Source organism: Pseudomonas sp. SJZ074 (genome assembly GCF_007828215.1).
Classification (GTDB): domain Bacteria; phylum Pseudomonadota; class Gammaproteobacteria; order Pseudomonadales; family Pseudomonadaceae; genus Aquipseudomonas.
In genome coordinates this window covers 443,676-468,686 of sequence record NZ_VIUE01000001.1, presented here as the reverse complement: position 1 = coordinate 468,686, position 25,011 = coordinate 443,676, and the positions used below count along the sequence as shown (strand labels likewise).

23 protein-coding genes, 2 pseudogenes and 1 riboswitch are annotated in these 25,011 nt (G+C 60.7%); of the genes and pseudogenes, 14 read left to right on the top strand and 11 right to left on the bottom strand.

Going from position 1 to position 25,011, the window contains the following annotated elements; genetic code table 11:
• Positions 1 to 99 precede the first annotated feature (99 nt).
• From FBX99_RS02120 to FBX99_RS02110, 3 genes are all read left to right on the top strand, one after another.
• Positions 100 to 585, top strand: a complete 486-nt coding sequence (locus FBX99_RS02120; RefSeq protein ID WP_144927593.1) for a hypothetical protein — start codon at positions 100 to 102, stop codon at positions 583 to 585.
• A 61-nt stretch (positions 586 to 646) separates the two neighbouring features.
• Entirely contained in the window at positions 647 to 934 is a 288-nt protein-coding gene (locus FBX99_RS02115; protein WP_144927596.1) for a PA4642 family protein, read from the top strand.
• Between the two features lie 190 nt (positions 935 to 1,124).
• The gene (locus FBX99_RS02110; protein WP_144927599.1) at positions 1,125 to 1,586 is read left to right on the top strand and encodes a hypothetical protein; all 462 of its coding nucleotides are present in this window, start codon (positions 1,125 to 1,127) and stop codon (positions 1,584 to 1,586) included.
• Between the two features lie 57 nt (positions 1,587 to 1,643).
• Here the strand turns inward: FBX99_RS02110 and mqo are convergent, their stop codons facing one another.
• Both mqo and FBX99_RS02100 read right to left on the bottom strand, forming a co-directional pair.
• A complete protein-coding gene (gene mqo, locus FBX99_RS02105) occupies positions 1,644 to 3,149 on the bottom strand; it encodes a malate dehydrogenase (quinone) (protein ID WP_144927602.1) in 1,506 nt (501 codons plus the stop codon).
• Between the two features lie 734 nt (positions 3,150 to 3,883).
• A complete protein-coding gene (locus tag FBX99_RS02100; protein WP_144927605.1) occupies positions 3,884 to 4,117 on the bottom strand; it encodes a hypothetical protein in 234 nt (77 codons plus the stop codon).
• 201 nt (positions 4,118 to 4,318) lie between these two features.
• Between FBX99_RS02100 and FBX99_RS02095 the strand changes: the two genes are divergently transcribed.
• Positions 4,319 to 4,903, top strand: coding sequence for a YajG family lipoprotein (locus FBX99_RS02095; protein ID WP_047701387.1), 585 nt, complete (start codon positions 4,319 to 4,321; stop codon positions 4,901 to 4,903).
• Between the two features lie 125 nt (positions 4,904 to 5,028).
• Here the strand turns inward: FBX99_RS02095 and FBX99_RS02090 are convergent, their stop codons facing one another.
• Positions 5,029 to 5,235 (bottom strand): hypothetical protein, encoded by a 207-nt coding sequence (locus FBX99_RS02090; protein WP_041020607.1) that lies wholly within the window; start codon positions 5,233 to 5,235, stop codon positions 5,029 to 5,031.
• A 179-nt stretch (positions 5,236 to 5,414) separates the two neighbouring features.
• On the opposite strand from FBX99_RS02090, the gene FBX99_RS02085 reads away from it, so the two are divergent.
• Positions 5,415 to 5,699, top strand: a complete 285-nt coding sequence (locus FBX99_RS02085) for a hypothetical protein (RefSeq protein ID WP_144927608.1) — start codon at positions 5,415 to 5,417, stop codon at positions 5,697 to 5,699.
• A gap of 70 nt (positions 5,700 to 5,769) precedes the next feature.
• On the opposite strand, the gene FBX99_RS02080 is transcribed toward FBX99_RS02085, so the two are convergent.
• On the bottom strand, positions 5,770 to 6,936 hold the full coding sequence (locus tag FBX99_RS02080) for a 1-acyl-sn-glycerol-3-phosphate acyltransferase (protein ID WP_144927612.1): 1,167 nt from the start codon (positions 6,934 to 6,936) through the stop codon (positions 5,770 to 5,772).
• Between the two features lie 140 nt (positions 6,937 to 7,076).
• Here FBX99_RS02080 and FBX99_RS02075 point away from each other — a divergent pair, with 140 nt between their 5' ends.
• From FBX99_RS02075 to FBX99_RS02065, 3 genes are read left to right on the top strand one after another with little or no spacing between them, the layout of a single operon-like run.
• Positions 7,077 to 7,259 carry a CPXCG motif-containing cysteine-rich protein gene (locus FBX99_RS02075; RefSeq protein WP_144927615.1) on the top strand — a complete coding sequence of 61 codons (183 nt, stop codon included), beginning with the start codon at positions 7,077 to 7,079 and terminating at the stop codon, positions 7,257 to 7,259.
• A 12-nt stretch (positions 7,260 to 7,271) separates the two neighbouring features.
• Complete coding sequence (locus tag FBX99_RS02070; protein ID WP_144927618.1) at positions 7,272 to 7,532, top strand: putative signal transducing protein; 261 nt, start codon at positions 7,272 to 7,274, stop codon at positions 7,530 to 7,532.
• Between the two features lie 35 nt (positions 7,533 to 7,567).
• On the top strand, positions 7,568 to 8,191 hold the full coding sequence (locus FBX99_RS02065) for an SOS response-associated peptidase (RefSeq protein WP_144927621.1): 624 nt from the start codon (positions 7,568 to 7,570) through the stop codon (positions 8,189 to 8,191).
• Positions 8,192 to 8,368: 177 nt separating this feature from the next.
• On the opposite strand, the gene FBX99_RS29435 is transcribed toward FBX99_RS02065, so the two are convergent.
• Together FBX99_RS29435 and FBX99_RS29430 are read right to left on the bottom strand one after the other, a co-directional pair.
• Positions 8,369 to 9,112, bottom strand: a complete 744-nt coding sequence (locus FBX99_RS29435) for a methyl-accepting chemotaxis protein (RefSeq protein WP_371923837.1) — start codon at positions 9,110 to 9,112, stop codon at positions 8,369 to 8,371.
• 114 nt (positions 9,113 to 9,226) lie between these two features.
• Positions 9,227 to 9,421: pseudogene (locus FBX99_RS29430) on the bottom strand (HAMP domain-containing protein); the annotation flags it as partial.
• A 1,302-nt stretch (positions 9,422 to 10,723) separates the two neighbouring features.
• On the opposite strand from FBX99_RS29430, the gene FBX99_RS02055 reads away from it, so the two are divergent.
• Entirely contained in the window at positions 10,724 to 11,539 is an 816-nt protein-coding gene (locus tag FBX99_RS02055) for a M48 family metallopeptidase (RefSeq protein ID WP_144927627.1), read from the top strand.
• Positions 11,540 to 11,632: 93 nt separating this feature from the next.
• Here the strand turns inward: FBX99_RS02055 and FBX99_RS02050 are convergent, their stop codons facing one another.
• The 3 genes from FBX99_RS02050 to FBX99_RS02040 form a co-directional block, all read right to left on the bottom strand.
• Positions 11,633 to 12,202, bottom strand: coding sequence for a TMEM165/GDT1 family protein (locus FBX99_RS02050; protein ID WP_178111837.1), 570 nt, complete (start codon positions 12,200 to 12,202; stop codon positions 11,633 to 11,635).
• Between the two features lie 93 nt (positions 12,203 to 12,295).
• Positions 12,296 to 12,414: riboswitch (yybP-ykoY riboswitch) on the bottom strand.
• 51 nt (positions 12,415 to 12,465) lie between these two features.
• On the bottom strand, positions 12,466 to 13,464 hold the full coding sequence (locus tag FBX99_RS02045; protein WP_144927633.1) for a class I SAM-dependent methyltransferase: 999 nt from the start codon (positions 13,462 to 13,464) through the stop codon (positions 12,466 to 12,468).
• Positions 13,465 to 13,497: 33 nt separating this feature from the next.
• The gene (locus FBX99_RS02040; RefSeq protein WP_145130479.1) at positions 13,498 to 14,463 is read right to left on the bottom strand and encodes a 2-hydroxyacid dehydrogenase; all 966 of its coding nucleotides are present in this window, start codon (positions 14,461 to 14,463) and stop codon (positions 13,498 to 13,500) included.
• A gap of 127 nt (positions 14,464 to 14,590) precedes the next feature.
• On the opposite strand from FBX99_RS02040, the gene FBX99_RS02035 reads away from it, so the two are divergent.
• Entirely contained in the window at positions 14,591 to 15,220 is a 630-nt protein-coding gene (locus FBX99_RS02035; protein WP_144927639.1) for a LysE family translocator, read from the top strand.
• A gap of 42 nt (positions 15,221 to 15,262) precedes the next feature.
• Here FBX99_RS02035 and FBX99_RS02030 read toward each other — a convergent pair whose 3' ends face one another.
• Together FBX99_RS02030 and FBX99_RS02025 are read right to left on the bottom strand one after the other, a co-directional pair.
• On the bottom strand, positions 15,263 to 15,880 hold the full coding sequence (locus tag FBX99_RS02030) for a CatB-related O-acetyltransferase (protein WP_145130478.1): 618 nt from the start codon (positions 15,878 to 15,880) through the stop codon (positions 15,263 to 15,265).
• Positions 15,877 to 16,360 (bottom strand): annotated as a pseudogene (locus FBX99_RS02025) (glycosyltransferase family 2 protein); the annotation flags it as partial. The pseudogene FBX99_RS02025 and the gene FBX99_RS02030, both read right to left, overlap by 4 nt.
• A gap of 384 nt (positions 16,361 to 16,744) precedes the next feature.
• On the opposite strand from FBX99_RS02025, the gene FBX99_RS02020 reads away from it, so the two are divergent.
• From FBX99_RS02020 to FBX99_RS02005, 4 genes are all read left to right on the top strand, one after another.
• Positions 16,745 to 18,427: a fatty acid--CoA ligase gene (locus tag FBX99_RS02020; protein WP_145130477.1), complete on the top strand. Its 1,683-nt coding sequence runs from the start codon at positions 16,745 to 16,747 to the stop codon at positions 18,425 to 18,427.
• 333 nt (positions 18,428 to 18,760) lie between these two features.
• Entirely contained in the window at positions 18,761 to 20,620 is a 1,860-nt protein-coding gene (locus tag FBX99_RS02015; protein WP_145130476.1) for a DUF1302 domain-containing protein, read from the top strand.
• A gap of 25 nt (positions 20,621 to 20,645) precedes the next feature.
• Positions 20,646 to 22,010, top strand: a complete 1,365-nt coding sequence (locus FBX99_RS02010) for a DUF1329 domain-containing protein (protein WP_047701372.1) — start codon at positions 20,646 to 20,648, stop codon at positions 22,008 to 22,010.
• A gap of 227 nt (positions 22,011 to 22,237) precedes the next feature.
• Positions 22,238 to 24,973: a LuxR C-terminal-related transcriptional regulator gene (locus tag FBX99_RS02005; RefSeq protein ID WP_144927650.1), complete on the top strand. Its 2,736-nt coding sequence runs from the start codon at positions 22,238 to 22,240 to the stop codon at positions 24,971 to 24,973.
• Positions 24,974 to 25,011 lie beyond the last annotated feature (38 nt).

Genomic DNA, 25,011 nt, shown 5'->3' with positions numbered 1-25,011 from the left:
AGTATGCCTCCTGCGGTGTGCGGCAGTATTGATCCGTATCGTTTATTTTTACCGACCATGCTCATGCTAGAGTGCCGGGCCAAGATCCCGGAGCCTGTCATGACTGTATCGATCCGCCGCCGTGCCGCCTTGCTTCTGATTTCCAGCCTGCCGCTGGTGGCTGTTGCCGCGCCGATGCACAGCCAGTTCCTGCCGCCTGATGACCTGACGGTGCGCCAGGAGCAGCCCGAACAGCAGCAACTGCTGCAAGTCACCGAATACTCGGTGGTGCTGGGCAATCAACGTCAGTCCAACCAGCAACCGATACCGGTGACCTCGTCGTTGCTGGTGCGCCTCAAGGGCAAGCCCCTGAACAAGGGCGCCACCATCAATCAGGTGATCCTCAACTTCGATGGCGAAAGCAAGAGCCTGAAGAAGCCGGCCTTCGACGAGGCGAGCAAGACCCTGACCCTGTCTTATCCACAGGCGCATTATCGGGCGGTCATCGATCTGCTGCGCAACGATACGGTGTATGTGCAGTTCCTCAGCTACGCCAACGGCCACGTCTGGGCCGACCTGCACACCGGAGCGGTACGCTCGCGTTGAGCCCCGGGGCTTGCCGGGGGTAAACTGCCCGCCCCGTGAACTGTGCGAGTTGGAGTCGGCTATGCGTAAAGACAAGAAACAAGTGATTGGTGACGAGATTGGCGATGAACAGATCAAGCTGTTCCTCAATTTCGAACCCGCCGATGCCACCTCGCCGTCGTTGCATAAACTGATCAAGGGTTACCGCGGCCTGCGGGTCGATGATTTCGAGCGTTTCCTGACCTTTTTCGTCGAAGCCGGCTATGACCTCAATGGCAAGGATGAGCACGGTAATGACTTCATTGCATTGATCCAGGATCAGCGCAATGCCGAGGAATACATCGAGTTGTTCAACAAAGCCCGTGGCTGAGCGAGTTAGAACGGATTAACGCCTTTCGAGGCGTTTGATCGTTTTTCTTTAGTTTTCCTGATAGTCGTTTAAGAAGTGTCCGAAAGGTTATGTCACCATTCGGACTGTTCTGTTTTAGTTTGATTTCCATTACTTTTGCATTGAGGCCGGATGGTTTCAATTCAATGGTTTTAATGGAGCAGTATTTATCATGGAAGATAAAAGCAAATGTATCGCCGGGGCGCTGTTGGCCTTGCTCGGTTGTCTGGCAAGTTCGGCTTCCAATGCGTTCGATGAGATCGTCAATGTGGAAATATTCAATGCAACGTCGGCAACGATTGTCCCAGGCAGCGACTTCACCTGGACCCAGGACCCGGCCAATGCAGGCCATGGCTTTTCGGTAAACCCCGGTGCGAGTCAGGAACTGACCTATTACCTGCCCCAGTCGCGCGCCGAGCGCGAGTCCTTTACCTACATCCAAGGCAGTCGCAAGTGCCATTTCAGTTTCGGGCACATCGCCAAAGCCCCGGTGAGTGATGAGCAGACAATGCCTTATCGTCGTTGGGTCGATGCACAACCCAAGGATTACTGTGTCGCAGAGTTGTTTGAGATCGATGATGACGACGATTACGTTCGTCATGGCGGAACACGCATCAAGTTCAGCATGAAATAAACGCCGAAAATAAAAAGCCTCCATAATTTGGAGGCTTTTATTTATAACGACAGAGGATCAGGCGTAACTTTTAGCCTTGCTGTCTTCAACCAGTCCCAGCGCGATGTTGTTCTGCGCATTGATCTTGCGATACAGCGCCGCGTCGGTTTCAAGCACTTTTTCCCGGGCCGGGAAGATTTCCGCGAGCTTGGCGGCCCACTCTCCCTTGGCCTTGTCCGGGAAGCAACGCTCGATCAGGTCCAGCATGATCGAAACGGTCACCGAAGCGCCTGGCGATGCGCCAAGCAGGGCGGCGAGGGTACCGTCCTTGGCTGCCACCAGCTCGGTACCGAACTGCAGGACGCCACCTTTCTTCGGATCTTTCTTGATGATCTGCACCCGTTGGCCGGCCACTTCCAGGCGCCAGTCCTCGGCTCTCGCCTCGGGATAGAAGCGGCGCAGGGATTCCAGGCGCTGCTCCATGGATTGCATCACTTCGCTGATCAGGTACTTGGTCAGGTCCATGTTGTCCCGGGCTACCGCCAGCATAGGGCCGATGTTGCCGGCGCGTACCGACAGCGGCAGGTCCATGATAGAGCCGTGCTTGAGGAACTTGGTGGTGAAACCGGCATAGGGTCCGAACAACAGGGATTTCTTGCCATCGACCACGCGGGTATCCAGGTGCGGCACCGACATCGGTGGCGAGCCCACCGCAGCCTGGCTGTAGACCTTGGCCTGGTGGTGCTTGACCACTTCCGGGTTGTCGCAACGCAGCCATTGGCCGCTGACCGGGAAGCCGCCGAAGCCTTTGCTTTCCTCGATGCCCGAGGCTTGCAGCAGTGGCAATGCGGCGCCGCCGGCACCCAGGAAGACGAACTTGGCATCGACGTCGCGGCTGCTGCCGGAGTTGACGTCCTTGATGCTCACGGTCCAGCCGCTGCCGTTGCGCTTGAGGCCGGTGACGCGCTTGCAGTACTTGACCTGGGTGTCGGGGGCGCTGGTCAGGTGCTTGAGCAGTTGATTGGTCAGGGCGCCGAAGTTGACGTCGGTGCCGTTCATGACCCGAGTGGCGGCGATGACTTCATCGGCCGGACGCCCCGGCATCATCAGCGGCATCCACTCAGCCATCTTGCCTTTGTCTTCGGTGTATTCCATGTCGGCGAAGGCGTGATGCTGGCTCAGCAGTTCGAAGCGCTTCTTCAGGAACGACACGCCTTTTTCGCCCTGCACGAAGCTCAGGTGCGGCACCGGGGCGATAAAGGACCTGGAGGAGCCGAATGTGCTTTTCTGGGTCAGGTATGTCCAGAATTGCTTCGACACCTCGAACTGGGTGTTGATGTGCACGGCTTTCTTGATGTCGACACTGCCATCGGCCGCTTGCGGCGTGTAGTTCAGCTCACACAGACCGGCGTGGCCGGTGCCGGCATTGTTCCAGGGGTTGGAACTCTCCGCGGCACCGGAATCCATCAGCTCGACGACTTCCAGCGAAATCGCGGGGTCGAGCTCCTTGAGCAGCACGGCCAGGGTGGCGCTCATGATGCCGGCCCCTACCAGAACTACATCGACTGCTTCGTTATGCGCCATTTAACGCGTCTCCAAAATCTGCAGCACCAAATTGTCGGCATAGCGGCCAGAGTGGCGGGGCAGGTCGGTTGCGCCCCAGGTACCCATGGCCAGGATCGCCATGTCCGAATCTTCGCAATTTTTTGCAACTGCTACGAATGCATGCAGCCTGGCCTCAAGAGTCACATGAACTCATTTAAGCGCCGGGCGGGCAATTCGACTTATGGCCGAGACATCCGTTCGTGCAACCAAATCCGTAGCGGACAGGCTTCAGACGCCGGTTCTTGAACGATATCCGGTCCTGTGTCGTTGGGCTGTTTCAGACGCCAATGGTGCTTGTTCAGACGCAAAACTCTTCATTTGCTCGCCACACTCTTGTGAAGTTGTGAAAACCCGTTTTTTCACGCTCTTTTGAAGACGTGAACCTCAAAAAAGGGCTGTCCCAGCCAGGTACCGTGTCCCGATTGTTTGGCCCATGCAGTACATGACAGGCAAAACGGTCGGACAGCTCCGTAACCGGGCGTAATGACAGCTCTGCAGATTCGCGAAAAGTGGTGATTGGCCCGGAAACAGCAGGCGCGCCAGCTTCACTCGATCTGTGTGGGCGGCTCTCTGTGGGCGATGCGGGGTGCCAATACAAGCGCATCGGCGGTGTTGCGAGGCCCGATCAGGAGACGTCCTTATAATCGGGGGGAGATTGTAACGAAGAAACGCAGGAAAATGGTCGTGTTTAATGACTTTTATTAGCCATTCGGTCAGATGGCCAACAACTGGCGGCTGCGCGCGCGACTGCGAAGCGGTTGTACACGGGCGCTGGCGGGTAGCGGTCGGTGCAGCCAGCTCAGACGGATTTCTTCAATTTCCACCCAGCCTTCGCCCATCGGTTGCAAGCTGCATTGCTTGAACGCCTGGCAGTGGCCGTTGCGATCCAGTAGGGCAAAGCTGCGATGCTGTGGACGTGGGATGAACAGAGAGATGAGAAGGCGCATGGGCGGATTTCCGTGTCGAGGGACTTGTGAGTAGCCTGACAGCGAGCCATGACATGCCGGTGTAAGGACCGTGACAGTGGCGTGACAGGAACCGGCATTGGCGGTACATGTCAGAAATTTCAGTATTCATTCGGCTGGTTCGCCGCGTTGGCGCACCGCTATACTGCTGGTCTGTCAGTGCCCGATTCTGGAGAGATGAGCATGTTGCAACGCCTGTTGTTCGGTTTGATCGCTGTGACCAGTCTGACCCTTGTCGGCTGCGCCCACAGCCCGCAACAACTTAACCCGGAACCCAAGCTCAACGCCCAGCTGGCGCCTGTGGGTCATGGCCAGCCGGTGGTGGTACGGGTGGTGGACGGCCGTCCATCACCGACGCTCGGTACCCGTGGCGGTCTGTATCCGGAAACCAGCGTCATCACGGTACAGGGCGCGCAGATCCTGCCGAAGCTGCAGGCCCAGGCTGAAGCCGCAGTGCGTCTGCTGGGCTTCACCCCTACCGCGAACGCGATGAATGCGCCACAGCTGACCGTTACCCTGGCCGAACTCAAGTACCAATCGCCCAAGGAAGGCATGTACGTGACCGAAGCCACCATTGGCGCGACTTTCCGTTCCGATGTGCAGAACGCCAACCGTCGTTACAGCGGTCGTTATGGGGCTTCCCTGGACCAGCGTTTCGGCATGGCGCCCAACCAGGACACCAACACCAAGCTGGTCAGCGATGTGTTGAGCGACGCTCTGACCCGGCTGTTCAAGGATCCGACCATCGGGCAGGTGTTGGCCGAGTAAGGTTTCGTTCCTGCCAGGAAGTCACCCCCCTGTGGGAGCGAGCCTGCTCGCGACAGCGGCGGGTCAGCGACATTGACGTCGACTGACACCCTCTCATCGCGAGCAGGCTCGCTCCCACATTGGTTTCAGGCAGCCTGTGAATACAATTCCAGCACACTGATGCCCGTCAACAGGTCAGTCTCCGGCAGGTCGGCATGTTGATGACCACCGAGGGCGCAATACACCAGCCAATGTGGGTCCTGTACGTTGAAAGACAGGCTGCCGACGAGGTTCTGTTGTTCGTCGCTCGGCGTGATGAGATAGAGGCGATCCTGGTTTTCGGCGTGAAGCATGACGGGGTCCGTGCAGGTTTGGAGGGCGACAGGGTGGCTTATCCAGATGACGAAACCGTGACGGGGAAAGTAGTCCCTAGCTCAGCCCCACAGGTCGGAAAAAACGGGGCAGGGCGGTGGGCTTTCGGTAGAATCCGCGCCCTGTCCGAAGGTCCCGCCTGTTTTGCTTGAGGTTTGTGATGTCGCTGCATCTGCTTTCGTTGTTCGCTACCCACCCCGCCAAATTGATCAACTTGCTCGCGCTATTGTTTGCCTGCCCGGGCGGCTGGGTGCTGCATGCGACGCGCCGCCGCGAACTGCGGGCGCGTGCAAGTTTGCAAACGCGCAGCGGTAATGGCGAGGAGCGCTTCGAAGCGTTGCTGGACCTGGCGACCCAGCGCATGAACCGGTTCTTCTACCGGTTCGGTTTTGGCTGTCTGGCGTTGGCCTTGCTGGTGTCGTGGATCAGCACGCAGATCAGCTGAGATTACCGGCGACAAAGAAGCTTTTTGTGGCGAGGGGATAAATCCCCTCGCCACAGGACCCTGCGTTGGCTTACAACGCCAACCCCGCCTTGACCCGATACTGATTACGCACCGGCGTCGCATATTGCAGTATCAGGAACGGCCGGTGTTCCGCCGGGCACGCATCCAACCGGCGTTGCCATTCTTCCTGGGCCTTGGCCAGTTCATCGGCGTCGAATACCTCGGCCGCCTGCGGAACCTGCAACTGCGGATCGGCATCGGTCCATTGGGCGTAAGCCAGGTAATGCACCGGGAACAGGCGGTAGCCGCCGAGAATCTGCCGATCCATCTCCTGGGCCAATTGCTTGGTGTCTTCGAACAGCTCGGTGATCGGCGCGGCGAAGTTCACGTGCACCCGGCCCTTGTAGCCGGTGATGCCCTTGGCGATGCTCACGTCATCCTCGCCCGGTGCCTTGGTGTAGGTGCCGGTGGTGGCGCGGATGTACAGCTCGCGGGCCTTGGCCTGGTCGCATGGGTCGTATTCGTAGCTGATCGACACGGGTGTGAGATTCAGCGACTGGATGACCTCGCCGAACGGCTCGTCCTTGCGGCTCATGTGGAACATCTTGAGGATGGCCGATTCGGTACGGTCATCGCCATCCTTGGCCCGTCCTTCGGCCTGGGCGATCCAGATCGAGGCGCAGTCGTGGCGGATCGAGTGGTTGATATACGCTGACAGCAGCTGATAGGCCGCCATCTTCTCCCGTCGTCCGGTGATGGAGCGGTGCACGATGAAGCTCTTGTTCAGGCGCATCAGGTCGCTGACGAAAGGTTTTTGCAGCAGATTGTCGCCAATGGCGATACGTGGGGTCGGCAGGCCGGCGTGGTACACCGCATAGTTGACGAAGGCCGGGTCCATCACGATGTCGCGGTGGTTGGCGATGAACAGGTACGCACTGCCGGACTTGAACTGCTCCACCCCGGTATAGGTCACGCCGTCGGTGGCACGCTCGATGGTATGGTCGACGTAGAATTCCACTTTGTCCTGCAAAGTGGCGACCGACGTCACACCGGCGAACTCACGACGCAATCTTTGCGCTATAAGAGGTTTGAGCATCCAGCCGAAGGCGCCGGCCAGGCGCGGGAAGCGGAAGTGGGTGAGGATATCTAGAAACGCCTTGTCGCCAAGCAGCCGGGCCAGCACTGCTGGGACTTCGCTGTCGTCGTAAGGTCGGATGGCATCGAATTCGCCCATCATGCTCTCTTGTTGGAAACGGCTAGGGTAAGTTAAAGGTTCGCTCGAAAAAAACGACGGGGCACGGCCTGGAAGATAGCCAGACGAAAATAGCCCTGCAAATAGACCGGCGATTATACGCACAAGTCACCTGGGAGACCGCGATGCTGGAAACCGCTCTTTATGATTGTCCGTATTGTGGGGAAGAGGTCGAGACGACTGTGGATCTGTTGGGTGGAGATCAGGTCTATATCGAGGACTGTCAGGTGTGCTGTCGACCGATCACTTTCAACCTGCAAGTGCATGGCGAGGAGTGGCATCTCGAGGTCTTCAGCGAAAACGATTGATGGGGGGCGCCCATGCAACGAATCTACGAGCTGGAAAACCTGATGGAGGGCGAACTGCTGCAAGGCATGCTCGCCAGCGAGGGCATCACGGCACATCTGGTGGGGCGCGATCTAGTGGGCGGCATTGGAGAACTGCCGATGCAGGGCCTGTTGGGGCTGGTGGTAGACGATGACCAGGCGCAATACGCGCGGGAGCTCATCGCCGCGTACAATGCCGCGATGCCAGTGCCGGGGGATGAACCGGAGGGCTTTCCTGGCACGCTGGTCTGTTAGGCTGACGACCGTTCGATCAAGAGTTGTGTTGCCCCATGTGTGGACGTTATGCCCTGTTTCGCTGGAACCCCGCTTTCGCGGCCTTGCCCGGCTTTCCTGCCGACCAGAAGGCCCAATGGAATATTTCGCCTAACGATTCGGTGCTGATGCTGCGGGCCGGTGCCGAGGGGCAGCGTGAGCTGGCCCGGGCGCGCTGGGGGTTGACGCCTGCGTGGCTGACCGACCTGTCCCGGACTCCGGCCCATGCCCGCGCCGAAACCGTGGCCGAGCAGCCGATGTTCCGTGAAGCACTGCGCCTGCGTCGCTGCCTGCTGCCGGCCAACGGCTTTTACGAATGGCGCGGCGGCACTCGCAAGCGGCCCTACTGGCTGACGCCGGGAGAGGGGGCGTCGTTGTGCTTTGCCGCGATCTGGGAAGCGTATCCCGTGCAGGAACAGGTGTGGCTGAGCACGGCGGTCATCACCCAGCCGGCGGCGGGGCAGCGCAGGCCGCTGATCCTGGACGAAGAGGGCCAACGCCTGTGGCTCGATCCCGAAACACCGCTGCACATCTTGCAAGGGTTGCTGGCAAGCGAACCGGCGCAATTGCGTGAGCGGGTGTTGGCCAATATGGTCAACGACCCGAAGCTCAATGGGCCGGAGTGTCTGACGCCGGCTTGAGGGCTGTGGTGTCTTTACTGCCGCTATACAGTGGATCGGTGGTGAATGCCGACTCTGTGAACCTCCACAGTCCCCCTGTGGGAGCGGGCTTGCTCGCGAATGCAATAGACCAGACAAAATCACATTGCCTGACACATCGCCTTCGCGAGCAAGCCCGCTCCCACAAGGTTTCTCTGTTTAGACTCTGAACTGATTGATCAACCGCCGCTGCTGCTCCGCCAGTTTGGTCAAACTGGCGCTGGCCGCGCTGGACTCATCCGCGCCGCCCGCCACTTCGTTCGCCACTTGTCCGATGTTGATGACGTTGCGGTTGATGTCATCGGCCACGGCGCTCTGTTCCTCGGCGGCGCTGGCGATCTGGGTGTTCATGTCGTTGATCACCGACACCGCCTGGGTGATGGTTTCCAGGGCCTGGGCCGCTTTTGCCGCATGGTGCACGCTTTCATCGGTGCGGTGCTGGCTGTCTTCCATCACCCTCACCACGTCCCGGGTACCCTGCTGCAATTGCTGGATCATCGACTGGATTTCTTCCGTGGCCTGCTGCGTCTTTTGCGCCAGGTTGCGCACTTCGTCAGCCACCACGGCGAATCCGCGACCCTGTTCACCAGCTCGGGCGGCTTCGATGGCGGCGTTGAGGGCCAGCAGATTGGTCTGTTCGGCGATGCCACGGATGGCGGTGAGAATCGCGTTGATGTTTTCGCTGTCCTTGGCCAGGGTCTGCACCACGCCTACCGCCTTGCCGATTTCCACGGCAAGGGCGCCGATGGACTTGGACGTATCCCGTACGATCTGCATGCCCTGGCTGGCGGCCTGGTCGGCGTGACTGGCGGCCTGGGCAGCCTGCGTCGCGTTGCGGGCCACGTCCTGGGCCGTAGCGGTCATCTCGTGCACGGCGGTGGCGACCTGATCGATCTCTGACATTTGCTTGTGCACGCCCTGGTTGGTGCGGATCGCGATGTCAGCGGTGTGCTCCGACGAATCGCTGACGCTCTGCACCGAGGTCACCACCTGGGTGATCATCCCCTGCAGCTTGCTCAGGAAGGTGTTGAAGCCTCTGGCAATCGCGCCGAGTTCGTCGGCGCGGTCACTCACCAGGCGACGGGTCAGGTCGCCTTCACCCTGGGCGATGTCATCGAGCATTGCCACCATTTGCTTGAGTGGCCGGGCAATGCCATGGCCCACCAGCCAGATCACCAGCAAACCGATACCTGCAATCGCCAGGCCCACCATCGCCATGCCGAAAACGTCGGACTGGCGCCGATCGTTCAGGTCTTTCTGCAGTGCTTGCAGGTCGGCCATCACCGCGTTCAGTGGCAATTGCAGCATCAGCGTCCAGCGGGCGTTGGTCTCACCGATGCCGAACGGCATATACACCTCGATGTGCCCATGCTCTTCATCGATGTCGTAGCGCACCTCGCCGACACCGAGCCGGGCCAGGTTGTCCAGTTCACTGGCGTCCAGCAGATCGCTGGCCTTCTCCCCGAGTTTGCTCGGATCCTTGGTGAAGGCCACCAGCCGGTTATTGCTGGACAGCAGGGCCATCTCCCCGGCGCCGTTGTACAGCTTGGCATCGGCGGCCACGAGCATGTCCTGGATGAAGTTCACCGACAGATCCGCCCCGACGATGCCCTGAAACTTGCCGTCGATAAGGATCGGCTCGATGAACGAGGCGAGCATGGTCATGGTATCGCCGACGCGGTAGGGCGCCGGGTCGATGACGCAGGCTTTTCTGCTGTCCTGAGAGCACAGGTAGTACTCGCTGGCGCGGATACCGGTGGACAGCAACTTCTGATCCGTCACGTCGGCGAGTTTTTCCAGGCCCAGGGTGCCGTCCTGATTGCGGAACCACCATGGCAGGAAACGCCCGTTGGTTTCCATGCCCACCACGGGGCTGTTCACGTAGCTGGCGTCATCGTGGTCGATGGCATTCGGTTCCCAGGCGATGTAGGCGCCAAGGACCTTCGGATTACGCACCACGGTTTCACGCAGCAGGCTGATCATCTGTTCGCGGGCAATCTTCAGCTGTGGGCTGCCGTCCGTGCCCTTCATGCCCATCAGCGCGTTCGTGGTGGCCAGCCCCTTGGCGAGCTGCAGCGGGGCTTCCAGTTCCCGTTGGATCAGGCTGGCCTGGGTGCGGGCCAGGGCGCTGAGGCGCTGTTCGATGAGCTGTTCGAACTGCGCCTTGGTCCGTTGCTGCACCATGTCCTGGGTGCGGGCCCCGGCGAACAGCGCGTACAAGACCAGGGCCCCGACCACGCTGAGCACGATGGCGCCGGCCAGGGCGGCCACGGAAAACTGGATCGACTTGAATTTCATAAAGGCTCCGGACGCGGAAATGACGTCTGAAGTTTGTATCGGCGTTCATAGGGCCCTGCATGAGGCGCTGTTCGTCGGGTGACTGTTTTGGAATCGTGAGAGTCGCTAATGGTGTGGGGTAGGGTCTATCCGAAATACCTGTAATCCATCGTTGTTTATCTGGCGCCGATACAAATCACCGCATAGGATACGACCACGTTTCCAGGGAGCTTTTATATGCACAAGACGTTGATGGTGAGTGTCCTCGGCACGAGCCTGTTGCTTGCCGGTTGCCAATCGGTGAATACCACCAGCGGCGGCGCCGTGGGCGTGGAGCGCAAGCAGTACATGTTCAGCATGTTGTCGACCGATGAGGTCAACCAGATGTACGCCCAGTCCTATCAGAAGACCGTAGGCGAGGCGAGCACCCAGGGTGTGCTGGACAAGACCAGCAGCGAAGCCAGGCGCGTCCAGGCCATTGCCGACCGATTGATTGCCCAGGCCCCGGTGTTCCGCCCGGACTCGGCGCAGTGGAAGTGGGAAGTGAACCTGATCAAGAGTGACGAGCTCAATGCCAACTGCGGCCCCGGCGGCAAGATCATTTTCTACACCGGGCTGATCGACTCGCTGAAGCTGACCGACGATGAGATCGCCGCGGTCATGGGTCATGAAATCGCCCACGCCCTGCGCGAGCACGGCCGTGAAGCGATGTCCAAGGCCTACGGCATCGAGATGGCCAAGCAGGGCGCCGGTGCCTTGTTCGGCCTGGGTCAGGACAGCCTGGCGCTGGCCGACACCGTGGCCAACTATGGCATGACCTTGCCCAACAGCCGTGCCAACGAGAACGAAGCCGACCTTATCGGCCTCGAACTGGCTGCCCGCGCCGGCTACAACCCGAACGCCGCCATCACCTTGTGGAACAAGATGAGCAAGGCCTCGGAAGGTGCGCCACCGGAGTTCATGAGCACTCACCCTGCGTCCAGCAGCCGGATCGCTTCGTTGCAGGCGGCGATTCCAAAGGTGATGCCGCTTTACCAGCAAGCCAGGAAGTAGAGCCAGCTGGGCTGGCAACTACAAGCTACAAGCTACAAGCTACAAGCGAAGCAGAACTGCTTTTACTTGAGGCTTGCAGCTTGCAGCTTGCAGCTAGGCGCAAAGCGCCTTGTACACCGCCACAATCGCCAGGATGAAGAATGCCGAGGCGGCCAGGCGGCGGATCAGAGTCAGGGGCAGCTTGTCGGCGGCGAAATTGCCGGCCAATACCACTGGCACGTTGGCAATCAGCATGCCTACGGTGGTACCGATGATCACGAGCCACAACTCCGGGTACTGCGCGGCGAGCATCACAGTGGCGATCTGGGTCTTGTCGCCGATTTCCGCCAGGAAGAATGCGATCAGCGTGGTCAGGAAGGGGCCGAACTTGCGCGCGGTACTGGCTTCTTCGTCATCCAGCTTGTCGGGAACCAGGGTCCACAGCGCCGTGGCGGCGAAGCTCGCTGCCAGGATCCAGTGCAACACCGCATCCGAGAAAATACTGCCCACCCAGGCCCCCACGGCTCCTGCTGCCGCATGGTTGGCCAGGGTCGCGGCGACAATGCCGGCGATGATCGGCCAGGGTTTGCGAAAGCGAGCCGCAAGGACGAGCGCGAGCAATTGGGTCTTGTCGCCGATTTCGGCCAGCGCAACGATGGTGGTGGGTACGAGGAAAGAGTCCAGCATCAGGTGATTCCTAGAGGGGCGGGTCGACACGGCTATGACACGTACAGCCTCCCCGCCCCGGGTAAGGTGTGCGTGTCATAGGTCTTGTCAAACCCTGCGACCGGTTCCGGACGCTTGGGCCGCATACGCCATGGTCTGCCGACCAAGTATGTTGACGTATGCCGGGCGAGCAGGGCGCTCGCGGGAGACTACTCCCCTAGGACGCTGCGGATTCTGCCTAGGCAAATCCGATTGGGCAAGTGCTGCGCCTTAAAAAGCTTTCAACCGCGCTTGGCCCGGTAGATGCGAAAGCCCTGGCCCTCGGCCTTGATGGTGCACGCGCCCAGATGCTCTTCGATCAGCGGTTGGTATTTGAGGAAACTGTTCGCAACCAGGCGCAACTCCCCACCATTTTTCAGATGTTTGGCCGCTTTTCGCAGCAGGTTTTCCGTCGCGTAGTAATCGGTATGGACGCCGACATGGAACGGAGGATTGCTCAGGATCGCATTCAGGCCCATCGGCGCGGCATCGATACCGTCACCGGTCAGCACCTCGGCCTCGAGGCCGTTGGCGGCCAGGGTCAGGCGACTGCTGGCGGCGGCGAAAGCGTCCACATCCAGCAGGGTGACGGTGTTGTGCGGATAACGACGCTTGACGGCCGCCCCGAGTACACCGGCACCGCAACCGAAGTCCAGCAGATGGCCGCTGGGCAGTTTGTCCAAATGTTCCAGCAGCAGTGCACTGCCACGATCCAGGCGACCGTGGCTGAACACTCCTGGCAGGCTGATGACCTTCAGAAGGCCTTCCTCCAGGGGCAGCTCGTAGGTCTGGGCCAGGCTTTCCAGGGGCTTGGCCTCTGGCGCGTTGGCGACGGTGACCTGCCACAGTTGGCAATGCCGCGCGCTGTCGAGTTTGCGCGGTTTACCGAACGGGTTGAGCTGCTTGGAAGCACCTTCGATGCCGCTGCGCTTTTCCCCTACCAGATACACCTCGCGACCGGCCAGGCGTGAAGCCACGGCATTGAGGATGTAGTCCGTCAGGTCCTTGGCCTTGGGCAGGAACACCACTGCGCTGTCGAACCCACGGGAGGGGACGTCTACGCCAAAGTGGCTGCGCTCGGGGAAGCGGGCGTCCAGTGCGGCCTGATCGCCGGCGTGCCAGCACCAGCCATGGGCGTCGGGCAAGCGGCCGAGCAGGTCGTCGGCGGGCAGGCCGGCCAGCAGGACCGGGCCCTGGAATAGTTCGGGCTGACGAAGCAGTACTTCACTGCGCGGATCCATGGGCTGCTCCTTGAAAAAAAGTGCGGCAGTTTATCAACTGACGACCCGTCGCGCTGTACCGCTGAAAAAACCGAGGGCGTTTTCCGTCAGTTGGCCAACGATCCGTTGTCGCGCCTCGCGACTGCCCCAGGCGTTGTGAGGCGTGATGATCAGGCGGGGAATATCGCCGTCCAGCAGCGGATTGCCCTGGGTCGGCGGCTCCACGCTCAGCACGTCGGTGGCCGCGCCACCCAGATGACCGCTGCGCAGGGCATCAGCCAGGGCCTGTTCATCGATCAGGCCGCCACGGGCAGTGTTGACCACGAAAGCGCCGGGCTTGAGCAGCGCCAGTTCACGCATGCCGATGAAGTGGCGGGTGTGCTCATTGAGGGGGCAGTGCAGGGTCAGGGCATCGACTTGCGACAACAGCTGATCCAGCGGCAAGCGGTCAGGGCGAGCAGGACGTCCGGGGATCTGCCCCAACAGCACGCGCATGCCGAAGGCTTCCGCCAGCCGCCCGACGGCACTGCCCAGTTCGCCGTGGCCCAGCAGGCCCAGGGTCTTGCCTTGCAGTTCGACGATGGGGTAGTCCAGCAGACAGAATTGTGAAGCCTGTTGCCAACGCCCGTCGCTCACCGCCTTCTGATAATCGGCCAGCCGCGTCGCCAGGTTCAGCAACAGCATGATCGTATGCTGGGCGACCGATGGCGTACCGTAGCCCTGGCAGTTGCACACCGTGATGCCGTGATGGCGAGCGGCCGCAAGGTCGACGTTGTTGGTGCCGGTGGCGCTGATCAGGATCAACTTCAATTCGGGGCTGGCGGCCATAGTGGCGGCATCGATCACGATCTTGTTGGTGATCGCCACGGTGGCGCCCTTGAGTCGTTCGATCACCTGGTCCGGGGTGGTTCGGGCAAACAGTTGCAGTTCATCGAAGCCATTGCGCAGCGGGGTCAGATCCAGGTCGCCGAGGTCCAGGGAAGGATGGTCGAGAAAAACGGCGCGGACGTGGTTTGTCATCAACTGTACCTTTTGTGTCAGAAGCCGAAGGCGTAAGGTGGCGAGCCTACCAGATGAATTGCAGCCGTGTGGCGAGGGGATAAATCCCCTCGCCACACGTTCGAGATTGAATAAGAAGGAGCCCGCCATGTACCTCGCTGAATTCCTCACTGTCGCCCTGATCCACCTGCTGGCGGTTGCCAGCCCCGGGCCGGATTTTGCCGTGGTGGTGCGCGAAAGCGTGACCCATGGCCGCCGCGCCGGGACCTGGACAGCGCTGGGCGTCGGCACGGCGATTTTCCTGCACGTAGGCTATTCGCTGTTGGGCATTGGGCTGATCGTGTCGCAGTCCATCGTGTTGTTCAACGCGCTGAAATGGGCCGCCGCCGCGTACCTGCTGTATATCGGCTTCAAGGCGTTGCGTGCGCAACCGGCCAAGCCGAGCGAAGAAAAGCTGCACAAGGAAGCCGGTGAACGGACCGCTCGCGGCGCATTCACCTCGGGCTTCGTCACCAATGGCCTGAACCCCAAGGCGACGCTGTTCTTCCTGTCGCTGTTCACCGTGGTGATCAACCCCCATACGCCGCTGGCGATTCAGGCCGGTTACGGTGTGTACCTGGCGGCCGCAACGGCTGCCTGGTTCTGCCTGGTGGCCATGTTGTTCAGCCAGCAGCGAGTGCGCGCCGGTTTCGCCCGCATGGGGCACTGGTTCGATCGGACCATGGGCGCGGTACTGGTTGCCATCGGTGTGAAGCTAGCGTTTACCGAAGCGCATTGACCGTCGGTTCTATCCTGATCGTTACGCCTGAAAGGGTAACGATCAGGGACGTTGGCGGGCATAGTCCAGGAAGGCCTCGATGTTATCGCTGCACAGCAACGCTGACACTGCCTTGACCTCCTCCACCGGCCATTCCCACCAGGCCGATTCCAATAGCGCCCGCCGTACCGGTTCTTCGAAGCGCCAGCGAATGAATCGACACGGGTTGCCGCCGACAACGGCGTAAGGCTCGACATCGCGGGTGACTACCGCTCCGGCGGCGACCACGGCCCCGTGGCCGATGGTCACGCCGGATAGGATCATCGCCTCGGCGCAGATCCAGCAATCGCTGCCTATCATCACGTCGCCCTTGGTCGGGTTGCTGCCGGAAATATGCCTGGCCTCGTCGATCATCAACGGGAACGGGAACGTGCTGACCCAGTCCATGCGATGCCCACCCCCCAGCAGGATTTTCACGCCTTGGGCAATCGATGTGTAGGAGCCGACCTTGAGCACCGTGTCGTCACCGAACTCGGTCACTTCGGGAATGCCATAGGTGCCCACTCCGATCTGGTATTTCGGATAGCGCAGGCGAATCTTTTCGGGTGATCGTTCCAGCTTTTCCAAACGCTTGAGGTGCTTGCGGACCTTGCGCTCCTTGAGTTTTTGCAGAAGTTTCATGGCCGGGACCTTATCGTGAAGCGTGGCAGGAGCAGCCTCTTGAATCGCTTGAAGCTGGTTTTGTTCAGGTGGCGCCATGGAATACTGCGCAGCAATTGCCAGGCCTCCTTCCGGTCTTCGATCACCGCGTATTTCAGCGCCTTGTGCACCAGCACCGTGCGGGCCGACTCGTAGGCGGGATAGTCTCGATAGGGTTCGATGGCTTGCAGGTCTGCTTCGAGCATCAACCGGTACTTTCTCGACAGGTTATTGGGGTGACGTCGATACCACGTAACACAGATGGGAAGTTCATGGATTTCGTAACCCCGATGGGCGATCCGCAGGGTGATCTGGAAATCCTGGACCCGCAACCGGGGATCATAGAATCCGGCCTCACGCAGTGCGCTCATCCGATACAGCGCCGTCGGCGCGCCGATCACGGCAGCGCAGGATGTCATCGAAGGTATATACCTGGACATGCTCTCGCTGTTGTTCCTGCAAAGAGACTATGCATCGCTTCTTCCAGGTATTTTTCGGCGTTGTAGCAAGGGGCCACGATCGACACCAGCGGCGGTGTCGACGCTTCAGGGGCTTGCTGCGCAGGCGGTTCAGTATTCATTGGGATTCGCAACTGAAGGGCAGCATCTAGATGGCCCTTTCAGGTTCATCCGCCACCGTTGTTTGTAACAGGACTGACACTTATGCTCGCCTTTGGATCCAGTCCTGGCAAGGCTTGGTATGGCATTGCGATAAATCCCATCTGGAGTGGCTCAAGGCTACTATTGGTGCGATGAATAAATCATTCCTTTGGCTGATTTGAACCGTGTATAAGCCCTCTAGAGTGCTTACCTCCAGTCACGACCATGCAGTCAGAAAAGGATTCTTATGTTGCAGACTCGCGTTATTCCTCCCGCCGAAGGCGCTTATCAATATCCACTGCTGATCAAGCGGCTGCTGATGTCCGGTGTGCGTTACGAGAAAACCCGCGAGATCGTCTACCGTGACCAGTTGCGCTACAGCTATCCGACATTGATAGAACGGGTGGCGCGGTTGGCCAACGTGCTGACCGAGGCCGGGGTCAAGGCGGGCGATACCGTGGCGGTGATGGACTGGGACAGCCATCGCTATCTGGAATGCATGTTCGCAATTCCGATGATCGGCGCAGTGATCCACACCATCAACGTGCGGCTCTCACCCGAGCAGATTGTCTACACCATGAATCACGCCGAGGACCGCTTCGTGCTGGTCAACAGCGAGTTCGTCGGGTTGTACCAGGCCATTGCCGGACACCTGACCACGGTGGAGAAGACCCTGCTGCTGACCGACCTGCCGGAGAAAACCGCCGAGCTGCCCAACCTGGTGGGCGAATACGAGCAGTTGCTGGCGGCTGCCAGCCCGGTCTACGACTTCCAGGACTTCGACGAGAACTCCGTCGCCACGACCTTCTATACCACCGGTACCACGGGCAATCCCAAGGGCGTCTACTTCACGCACCGGCAACTGGTGCTGCACTCCCTTGGAGAGGCGACCATCATGGGCGCTGTCGACAGCGTGCGCTTGCTGGGCACCAATGATGTGTACATGCCGATCACACCGATGTTTCATGTCCATGCCTGGGGCCTGCCGTACGTGGCAACCATGCTCGGTCTCAAGCAGGTCTATCCGGGCCGCTACGACCCCGAGCTTCTGGTTCAGTTGTGGCGCAAGGAGAAGGTCAGTTTTTCCCATTGCGTACCGACCATCCTGCAGATGGTGCTCAACGCCAAGGGTGCCCAGGACACCGATTTCGGCGGCTGGAAAATCGTCATCGGCGGCAGCGCCCTGAATCGCAGCCTGTACGAAGCGGCCAAGGCCAGGGGGATCCAGCTCACCGCCGCCTATGGCATGTCGGAAACCGGCCCGTTGGTGTCCTGCGCTCACCTCAACGAGGAATTGATGGCCGGTAGCGAGGACGAACGCATCAGCTATCGGATCAAGGCCGGTGTGCCGGGCCCCTTGGTGGAGGCGGCTATCGTCGATGCCGAAGGCCGGTTCCTGCCTGCCGATGGCGAGACCCAGGGCGAATTGGTGCTGCGCGCGCCTTGGCTCACCGAAGGCTATTTCAACGAACCGCAGAAGGGTGCCGAGCTCTGGGCCGGCGGCTGGCTGCATACCGGCGATGTCGCCACGCTGGACAGCATGGGCTTTATCGACATCCGCGACCGTATCAAGGACGTGATCAAGACGGGGGGCGAGTGGGTCTCGTCCCTGGACCTGGAAGACCTCATCAGCCGTCACGTGGCGGTACGCGAAGTAGCAGTGGTGGGCATTCCCGATCCGCAGTGGGGCGAGCGCCCGTTTGCCCTGCTGGTGATTCACGACGGGCATCAGGTCGGGGCTCGCGAGCTCAAGGAACATCTCAAGCCTTTTGTCGAACAGGGACACCTGAGCAAGTGGGCGATCCCGAGCCAGATCGCCCTTGTTACGGAAATTCCCAAGACCAGCGTCGGCAAGCTCGACAAGAAACGCATCCGCGTCGACATCGCCGAATGGCAGAGCAACAACAGCGCCTTCCTGTCCACGCTTTGAGGTGGTCCTGCCGTGCCCGAAAGGGCGCGGCAGCCCCACCGAGCAAGCGCTTGCCTTGTCAAACCGCAAATTTCAGCCATCCTTGCCGTGCCGACAGGTGTCGGCCTGGCAAGGGACTGTTCCAGAGTGGTCGGGGGCTGCAAATCACACTTTAGAGGGATCAAGCCGTACTACCTGCTGGCTATAGTCCGCTCAAGGATTTTCAGGAATAGGGCACCTGCACGAACGGGCGATGCGACTTTGAATGAGTGCCGCAACCCTGCCGCTGGCCGTCGAAGACGTTCCTTGAAAATACCCCCTGCCATAACAATAAAGAACATGGAGTAGCGTCGAATGACCTCTGCAAACACGTTCTGGCGCCGGGCAAAATTGCCTCTGGCGGTCAGCCTCGCCTCTTCGCTCGCCGGGCCTGCATTCGGCGTCAGTTTCAACATCGGTGAAATCGAGGGCCAGTTCGATTCCTCCCTGTCGGTGGGGGCGAGCTGGTCCACGGCCAATGCCAACAAGGACCTGATCGGTGTCAACAATGGTGGCAGGGGCCTGTCCCAGACCTCCGATGACGGTCACTTGAATTTCAAGCGCGGGGAAACCTTCTCGAAGATCTTCAAGGGCATTCATGACCTTGAACTGAAGTACGGCGATACCGGTGTGTTCGTGCGGGGCAAGTATTGGTACGACTTCGAACTCAAGGATGAGAATCGCCTGTACAAGGACATCAGCGACAGCAACCGTAAGGAAGGCGCCAAGTCCTCCGGCGGGCAGATTCTCGATGCCTTTGTCTACCACAACTATGCCATTGCCGATCAGCCGGGCTCCGTTCGCTTGGGCAAGCAGGTGGTCAGCTGGGGTGAAAGTACCTTCATCCAGGGCGGCATCAACTCCATCAACCCGGTCGACGTGTCCGCGTTCCGTCGTCCCGGTGCCGAGATCAAGGAAGGCCTGATCCCGGTCAACATGTTCTATGTGTCCCAGAGCCTGACCGATAACCTGTCGGCCGAAGCGTTCTATCAGCTGGAGTGGGACCAGACGGTTGTCGATAACTGCGGGACGTTCTTTTCCCAGCCGGATGTGATTGCCGATGGGTGTACGGATAATCTGCGGGTGTTGAACAAGCGCTCCACGATTCCGGGTGCTGCCTTGCCGGCACTGGGCGCGTTCGGCGTGGATGTCAACGAAGAGGGCGTCCTGGTCCGCCGTGGTCCTGATCGGGACGCTCGTGATAGCGGCCAATGGGGCGCGTCCATGAAGTATATGTTCGAACCACTGGATACCGAGTTCGGTGCGTACTTCATGAACTACCACAGCCGGGCACCGATTTTCAGTGCCACAGGAGCGCCTTCACAGTTCTACACGACTCCTCTGGGACCATTGGCGGCGCTACGGCCTCTGATCGTCGCAGGGAACTCCAATTACTTCGTTGAGTACCCAGAAGATATCCGCCTTTACGGCCTGAGTTTCTCCACGACCCTGCCTACCGGCACCGCGTGGAGCGGCGAACTGAGCTATCGCCCGAATGCGCCGGTGCAATTGAGCACCACTGACATTCTTTTCGCTGGTGTCCGTCCGATCGGAGGGCCGTTGGCTAACGCCTCGGTGCTTACGGGGGTGCCAGGCCAGGATCTGCATGGCTATCGTCGCAAAGAGATCACTCAATTCCAGACTACCTTTACCCATTTCCTCGATCAGGTCATGGGCGCCAGTCGTTTGACCCTGGTGGGTGAAATTGGTGTGACGCATGTCGGCGGCTTGGAAAGCAAATCTGAAGCCCGCTACGGTCGTGATCCCGTGTTCGGGCCGGGTCAATTGCCAAACGGCACCTGCGAAGCGCTCAACGCCTCGACCGCCGCAGGCGGCGGCCAGACTGCCGGCAACGTCAACAGCAACTGCAACAACGACGGCTTCACCACCTCCACCTCCTGGGGCTACCGTGCGCGGGCCATCTGGGAATACCCGGATGTCTTCGCCGGCGTGAACCTCAAGCCCAACGTGGCCTGGTCCCATGACGTCAAAGGCTACTCGCCGGGTCCTGGCGGCAACTTCGAGGAAGGCCGCAAGGCCGTCAGCCTCGGGCTGGATGCCGAGTACCAGAACACCTACAACGCGAGCCTGGCCTACACCAACTTCTTTGGTGGCGACTTCAGCACCGTGGACGATCGCGACTTCCTGGCGCTCAGCGTCGGCGTGACCTTCTAAGCACCGTATTTCAGGACGACACACAATGAAAATAACCAAGAGTCTGTTGCAGGTCGGCGCACTGGGATTGTCCCTGCTGGCGGCCAGCGTCATGGCCGCGGTGCCTGCGGGCGAGGCCGACAAACTGGGCAAGAGCCTGACGCCGATGGGCGCCGAGATGGCCGGTAATGCCGACGGTTCGATTTCCGCCTGGAAGCCCATGGCGAAGAACGCCGGTAGCGTGGACAGCAAGGGATTCCTCGCCGACCCCTATGCCAGCGAGAAACCGCTGTTCACCATCACCGCGCAGAACGTCGAGCAGTACAAGGACAAGCTCGCGCCGGGCCAGTACGCGATGTTCAAGCGCTACCCGGAAACCTTCAAGATGCCGGTCTATCCGACCCATCGTGGCGCCACCGTGCCGGACGAGGTATTCGCCTCCATCAAGAAGAACGCGGTCAACACCAAGCTGGTCTCCGGCGGCAACGGCCTGGAGAATTTCGAGACGGCCATACCGTTCCCGATCCCCCAGAGCGGCGTCGAAGTGATCTGGAACCACATCACCCGCTATCGTGGCGGCAGCGTGACGCGCCTGGTGACCCAGGCCACGCCGCAACCCAACGGCTCCTACAGCCTGGTGTACTTCCGTGACCAGTTCGTGTTCCGCGACAAGATGAAGGATTTCGATCCGGCCAACCCCGGCAACATCCTGTTCTACTTCAAGCAGCAAGTGACCGCGCCGGCACGCCTGGCCGGTGGTGTGCTGCTGGTGCACGAAACCCTCGACCAGGTGAAGGAACCGCGTTCGGCCTGGGTCTACAACGCCGGCCAGCGTCGGGTGCGTCGTGCGCCACAGGTCTCCTATGACGGTCCGGGTACCGCTGCCGACGGCCTGCGTACCTCCGACAACCTGGACATGTACAACGGTGCGCCGGATCGCTACGACTGGAAGCTGGAAGGCAAGAAAGAGCTGTACATTGCCGCCAACAGCTACAAGATCGATTCGCCGCAACTCAAGTACGCCGACATCCTCAAGGCCGGCCACATCAACCAGGACCTGGCGCGCTATGAGTTGCGCCGGGTCTGGCATGTGACCGCGACCCTGAAGGAAGGCCAGCGCCACATCTACGCCAAGCGCGATTTCTTCATCGACGAAGACACCTGGCAGGCGGCGGTGATCGACCATTACGACGGTCGTGGCCAGCTGTGGCGCGTTGCCGAGGCCCATGCCGAGAACTACTACGACAAGCAAGTGCCGTGGTACGCCCTGGAAACCCTCTACGACCTGCAGTCCGGCCGCTACCTGGCCCTGGGCATGAAAAACGAAGAGAAATCGGCCTACGATTTCGGCTTCACCGCTACCACGGCAGATTTCACGCCGAACGCGCTGCGCCAGGACGGTATCCGCTAAAACCGCTTTACCCCGAGGCCGCATCCTCGAATAAACGCCCCGACTGGTTCGGGGCGTTTGTTTTTGTGCTGCGAACACTGCCCCTCGCCACAAAGCGGAGTTTGCAGACTCAGTCGATTTGTAGTCTTTTTGTAGCCATTTGTAGCACTCCCTTCAATACCTCTTCGTTTACAGCTAGTCTGCGGACATCTGCAACGCCGCCATCTGCATTTAAACAAGAGCCGGCCATGACCGATCTGTCTTCACTACCGGATTCTGCCCGCGCAGCCATCGCAGTACAGGACGGGCGCTTCTACCGACCGCCGCTGCCCGACGGGCATGTCGTGCGACCGCGGTTGTGCGAGCGTTTGAGTGCGGGGCTTGGCGGTCGACTGCTGTTGGTCAGTGCGCCGGCGGGGTTCGGCAAAAGCTCCCTGGCAGTGGAGTTCTGCCAGAGCCTGCCGGTCCATTGGCAAAACCTCTGGTTGGGACTCAACGCCCGGGACAATGATCCGGGACGTTTCCTGGAGCGGCTGCTCGAAGGGCTCCAGGCGCTCTTTCCACAGTTGGGCGGCCGGGCAGCGGGGCTGCTGAAGATGCGTCAGCGTCACCAACCCTTCGCGTTCGAAGAGTGGCTCGACGGCCTGCTGGATGAGTTGACCAGCCACCTGACGCTGCGCAACCCCTTGCTGCTGGTGCTCGACGATTACCACCTGGCCCAAGGCCCCGTACTGGATCGTTGCCTGCAGTTTTTCCTCAACCACCTGCCCGACGGCTTGCTGGTGCTGGTCACCAGTCGCCAGCGGCCGAACTGGCATCTGGCGCGCCTGCGCCTGTCGCGGCAATTGCTCGAGCTGAATGAACAGGACCTGCGCCTGACCCATGGCGAAGCCCTGACACTGCTCGAGCACCACAGCAGCTCGTTGCGTGGTGAAGCGCTGGAAAACCTCATCCAGCGCAGCGAAGGCTGGGTCGCCGGGCTGCGTTTCTGGTTGCTGGCCGCCTCCGAAGCCGGTTCCGAGGGCCGGCTGCCCCAGGCGCTGCACGGTGGGGAAGGGTTGATCCGCGATTATCTGCTCGAAGAAGTCATCGATTGCCTGCCTGCCGAGGTGCAGGCCTTTCTCTACGACACCGCGCCACAGGATCGTTTTTGCAGCGAACTGTGCGATGCGGTGCGCGAAGCCCATGACAGCGCCGAAATCCTGCAATACCTGGCGGCCCATCAGGTATTCCTGGTGCCCCTGGACGAACACGGTCACTGGTATCGCTATCACCACTTGTTCTCCGATCTGTTGCGCAGCCGCCCCAGCGCACCGGCCATGGTGCCGGCCGCGACCCTGCACTTGCGCGCCTGCCGCTGGTTCAACGCCCAGGGCCTGATCGATGAAGCCGTGGAGCAGGCGTTGCGGGCCGGGCACCTGGATGTGGCGGCGAACCTGGTGCAGACCCTTTCGGAAGAGCAACTGCTGGCCGAGCAGAACGTCGGCATGTTGCTGCGCTGGAAGATGGACTTGCCCGACAGCCTGCTCATCAGCACCCCAAGGTTGATCGTGCTCTACAGCTGGGCGCTGGGTCTGGCCTGTCAGCTGGATGCCGCCGAAGAACTGGCCGCCCACCTGAGCCGCTTCCTGCCGGCACCGTCGGCCACCGCGCAGAAATCCATGCTTGCCCAATGGCTGGCCCTGAGCGGGATCGTCGCCCGTGGCCGTGGGGACCGTGAAGCCACGGTACGTTATTGCACCGAAGCCCTGGAAAGCCTGCCGCAAAAACGCTACGGCCAACGCTTGATGTGCCTGTCCACGCTGTCGAACCTGGCGATTGCCGACGGTGACCTGTGGCGCGCCCGTGGCTTGAACCGCGACTCCCTGGAACTGGCGCAGCGGGTCGGCAACCCCTTGTTCGAAGCCCTGGCCCACTACGATCGCGCCCGGGTCCTGCAGGCGCGGGGAGAGATCCTGCGGGCGCTGGATGAAGTGCGCCAGGGCTTGCAACGTTTGCACGGGCTCTCGCCCCAGCGGCTTTATGCGGTACGGGCACGCTTGACCCTGTACGAGGGTTTCCTGCTGACCCTGCGCATGCAACCCCAGGCCGGGTTGGCGCGGTTGCAGGCCGGCCTTACCGAAGCACGTGCCTGCCGCGACATCAGCGTGCTGCTGGGGCATTGCGTGATCGCCCGTATCGAAGGCAGCCATGGCGAGTTCGCCCGAGCCTTTGCCGAACTGGCCGAAGCCGAGCGCCTGATGCACATCTGGGATGTTCCGCCGATCTATTACCTGGCGATGATCACCCTGGTCAAATGCGAGCTCTGGCTGGCCCAGGGCCGCACCGAACTGGCTGAAGCCTGGTTGGCGCGGCTGGGGCGAACCTACACCGGCGAACAGGCCGCTGCTCCGCCGGAGTTCCACCCGCAACTGCCGCTGCATGTCGAGTTGCAACAGGCGCTGCTGGAATCCATCCTGGGCCAACCGATGCTGGCGGAAGGGCGGCTCAATGCCCTGCTTGAACACGGCCAGCAAACCGGCCGGCAAATGCTCAGCGTGATGGCCCTCAACCAGAAAGTCGCCTTGTTGCTGAGCCTTGGCCGCGAGCCGGCGGCCCGCAGTACCCTGGCCCAGGCTTTCGAAGCCGCTGACGGCGGAGTGCTGCAACCGTTCGAATGGCTGCTGGGCGACGAACATCGTGAATGGCTGCGCGAGCAATTGCTGCACGCACCCCCCAGCGCCTTGTGCCAGAATCTGCTCGAACGCCTGCCGACGTCGACGCAACCGGCCGACTCCCCGGCACCTGTCGAAAGCCTCAGCAGCCGCGAACGGGCGGTGCTGCAACTGATTGCTCAGGGCTGTTCCAACCAGGAAATCAGCGAGCAGCTGTTCATCTCGCTGCACACCGTCAAGACCCACGCCAGCCATATCAACAGCAAGCTTGGCGTGGAGCGTCGCACCCAGGCCGTGGCGAGGGCGAAGGAGCTGGGGTTGTTGGGCTGAGCGTCCAGCGCTGCAGAACCATCCGCCACAAAAGCCAG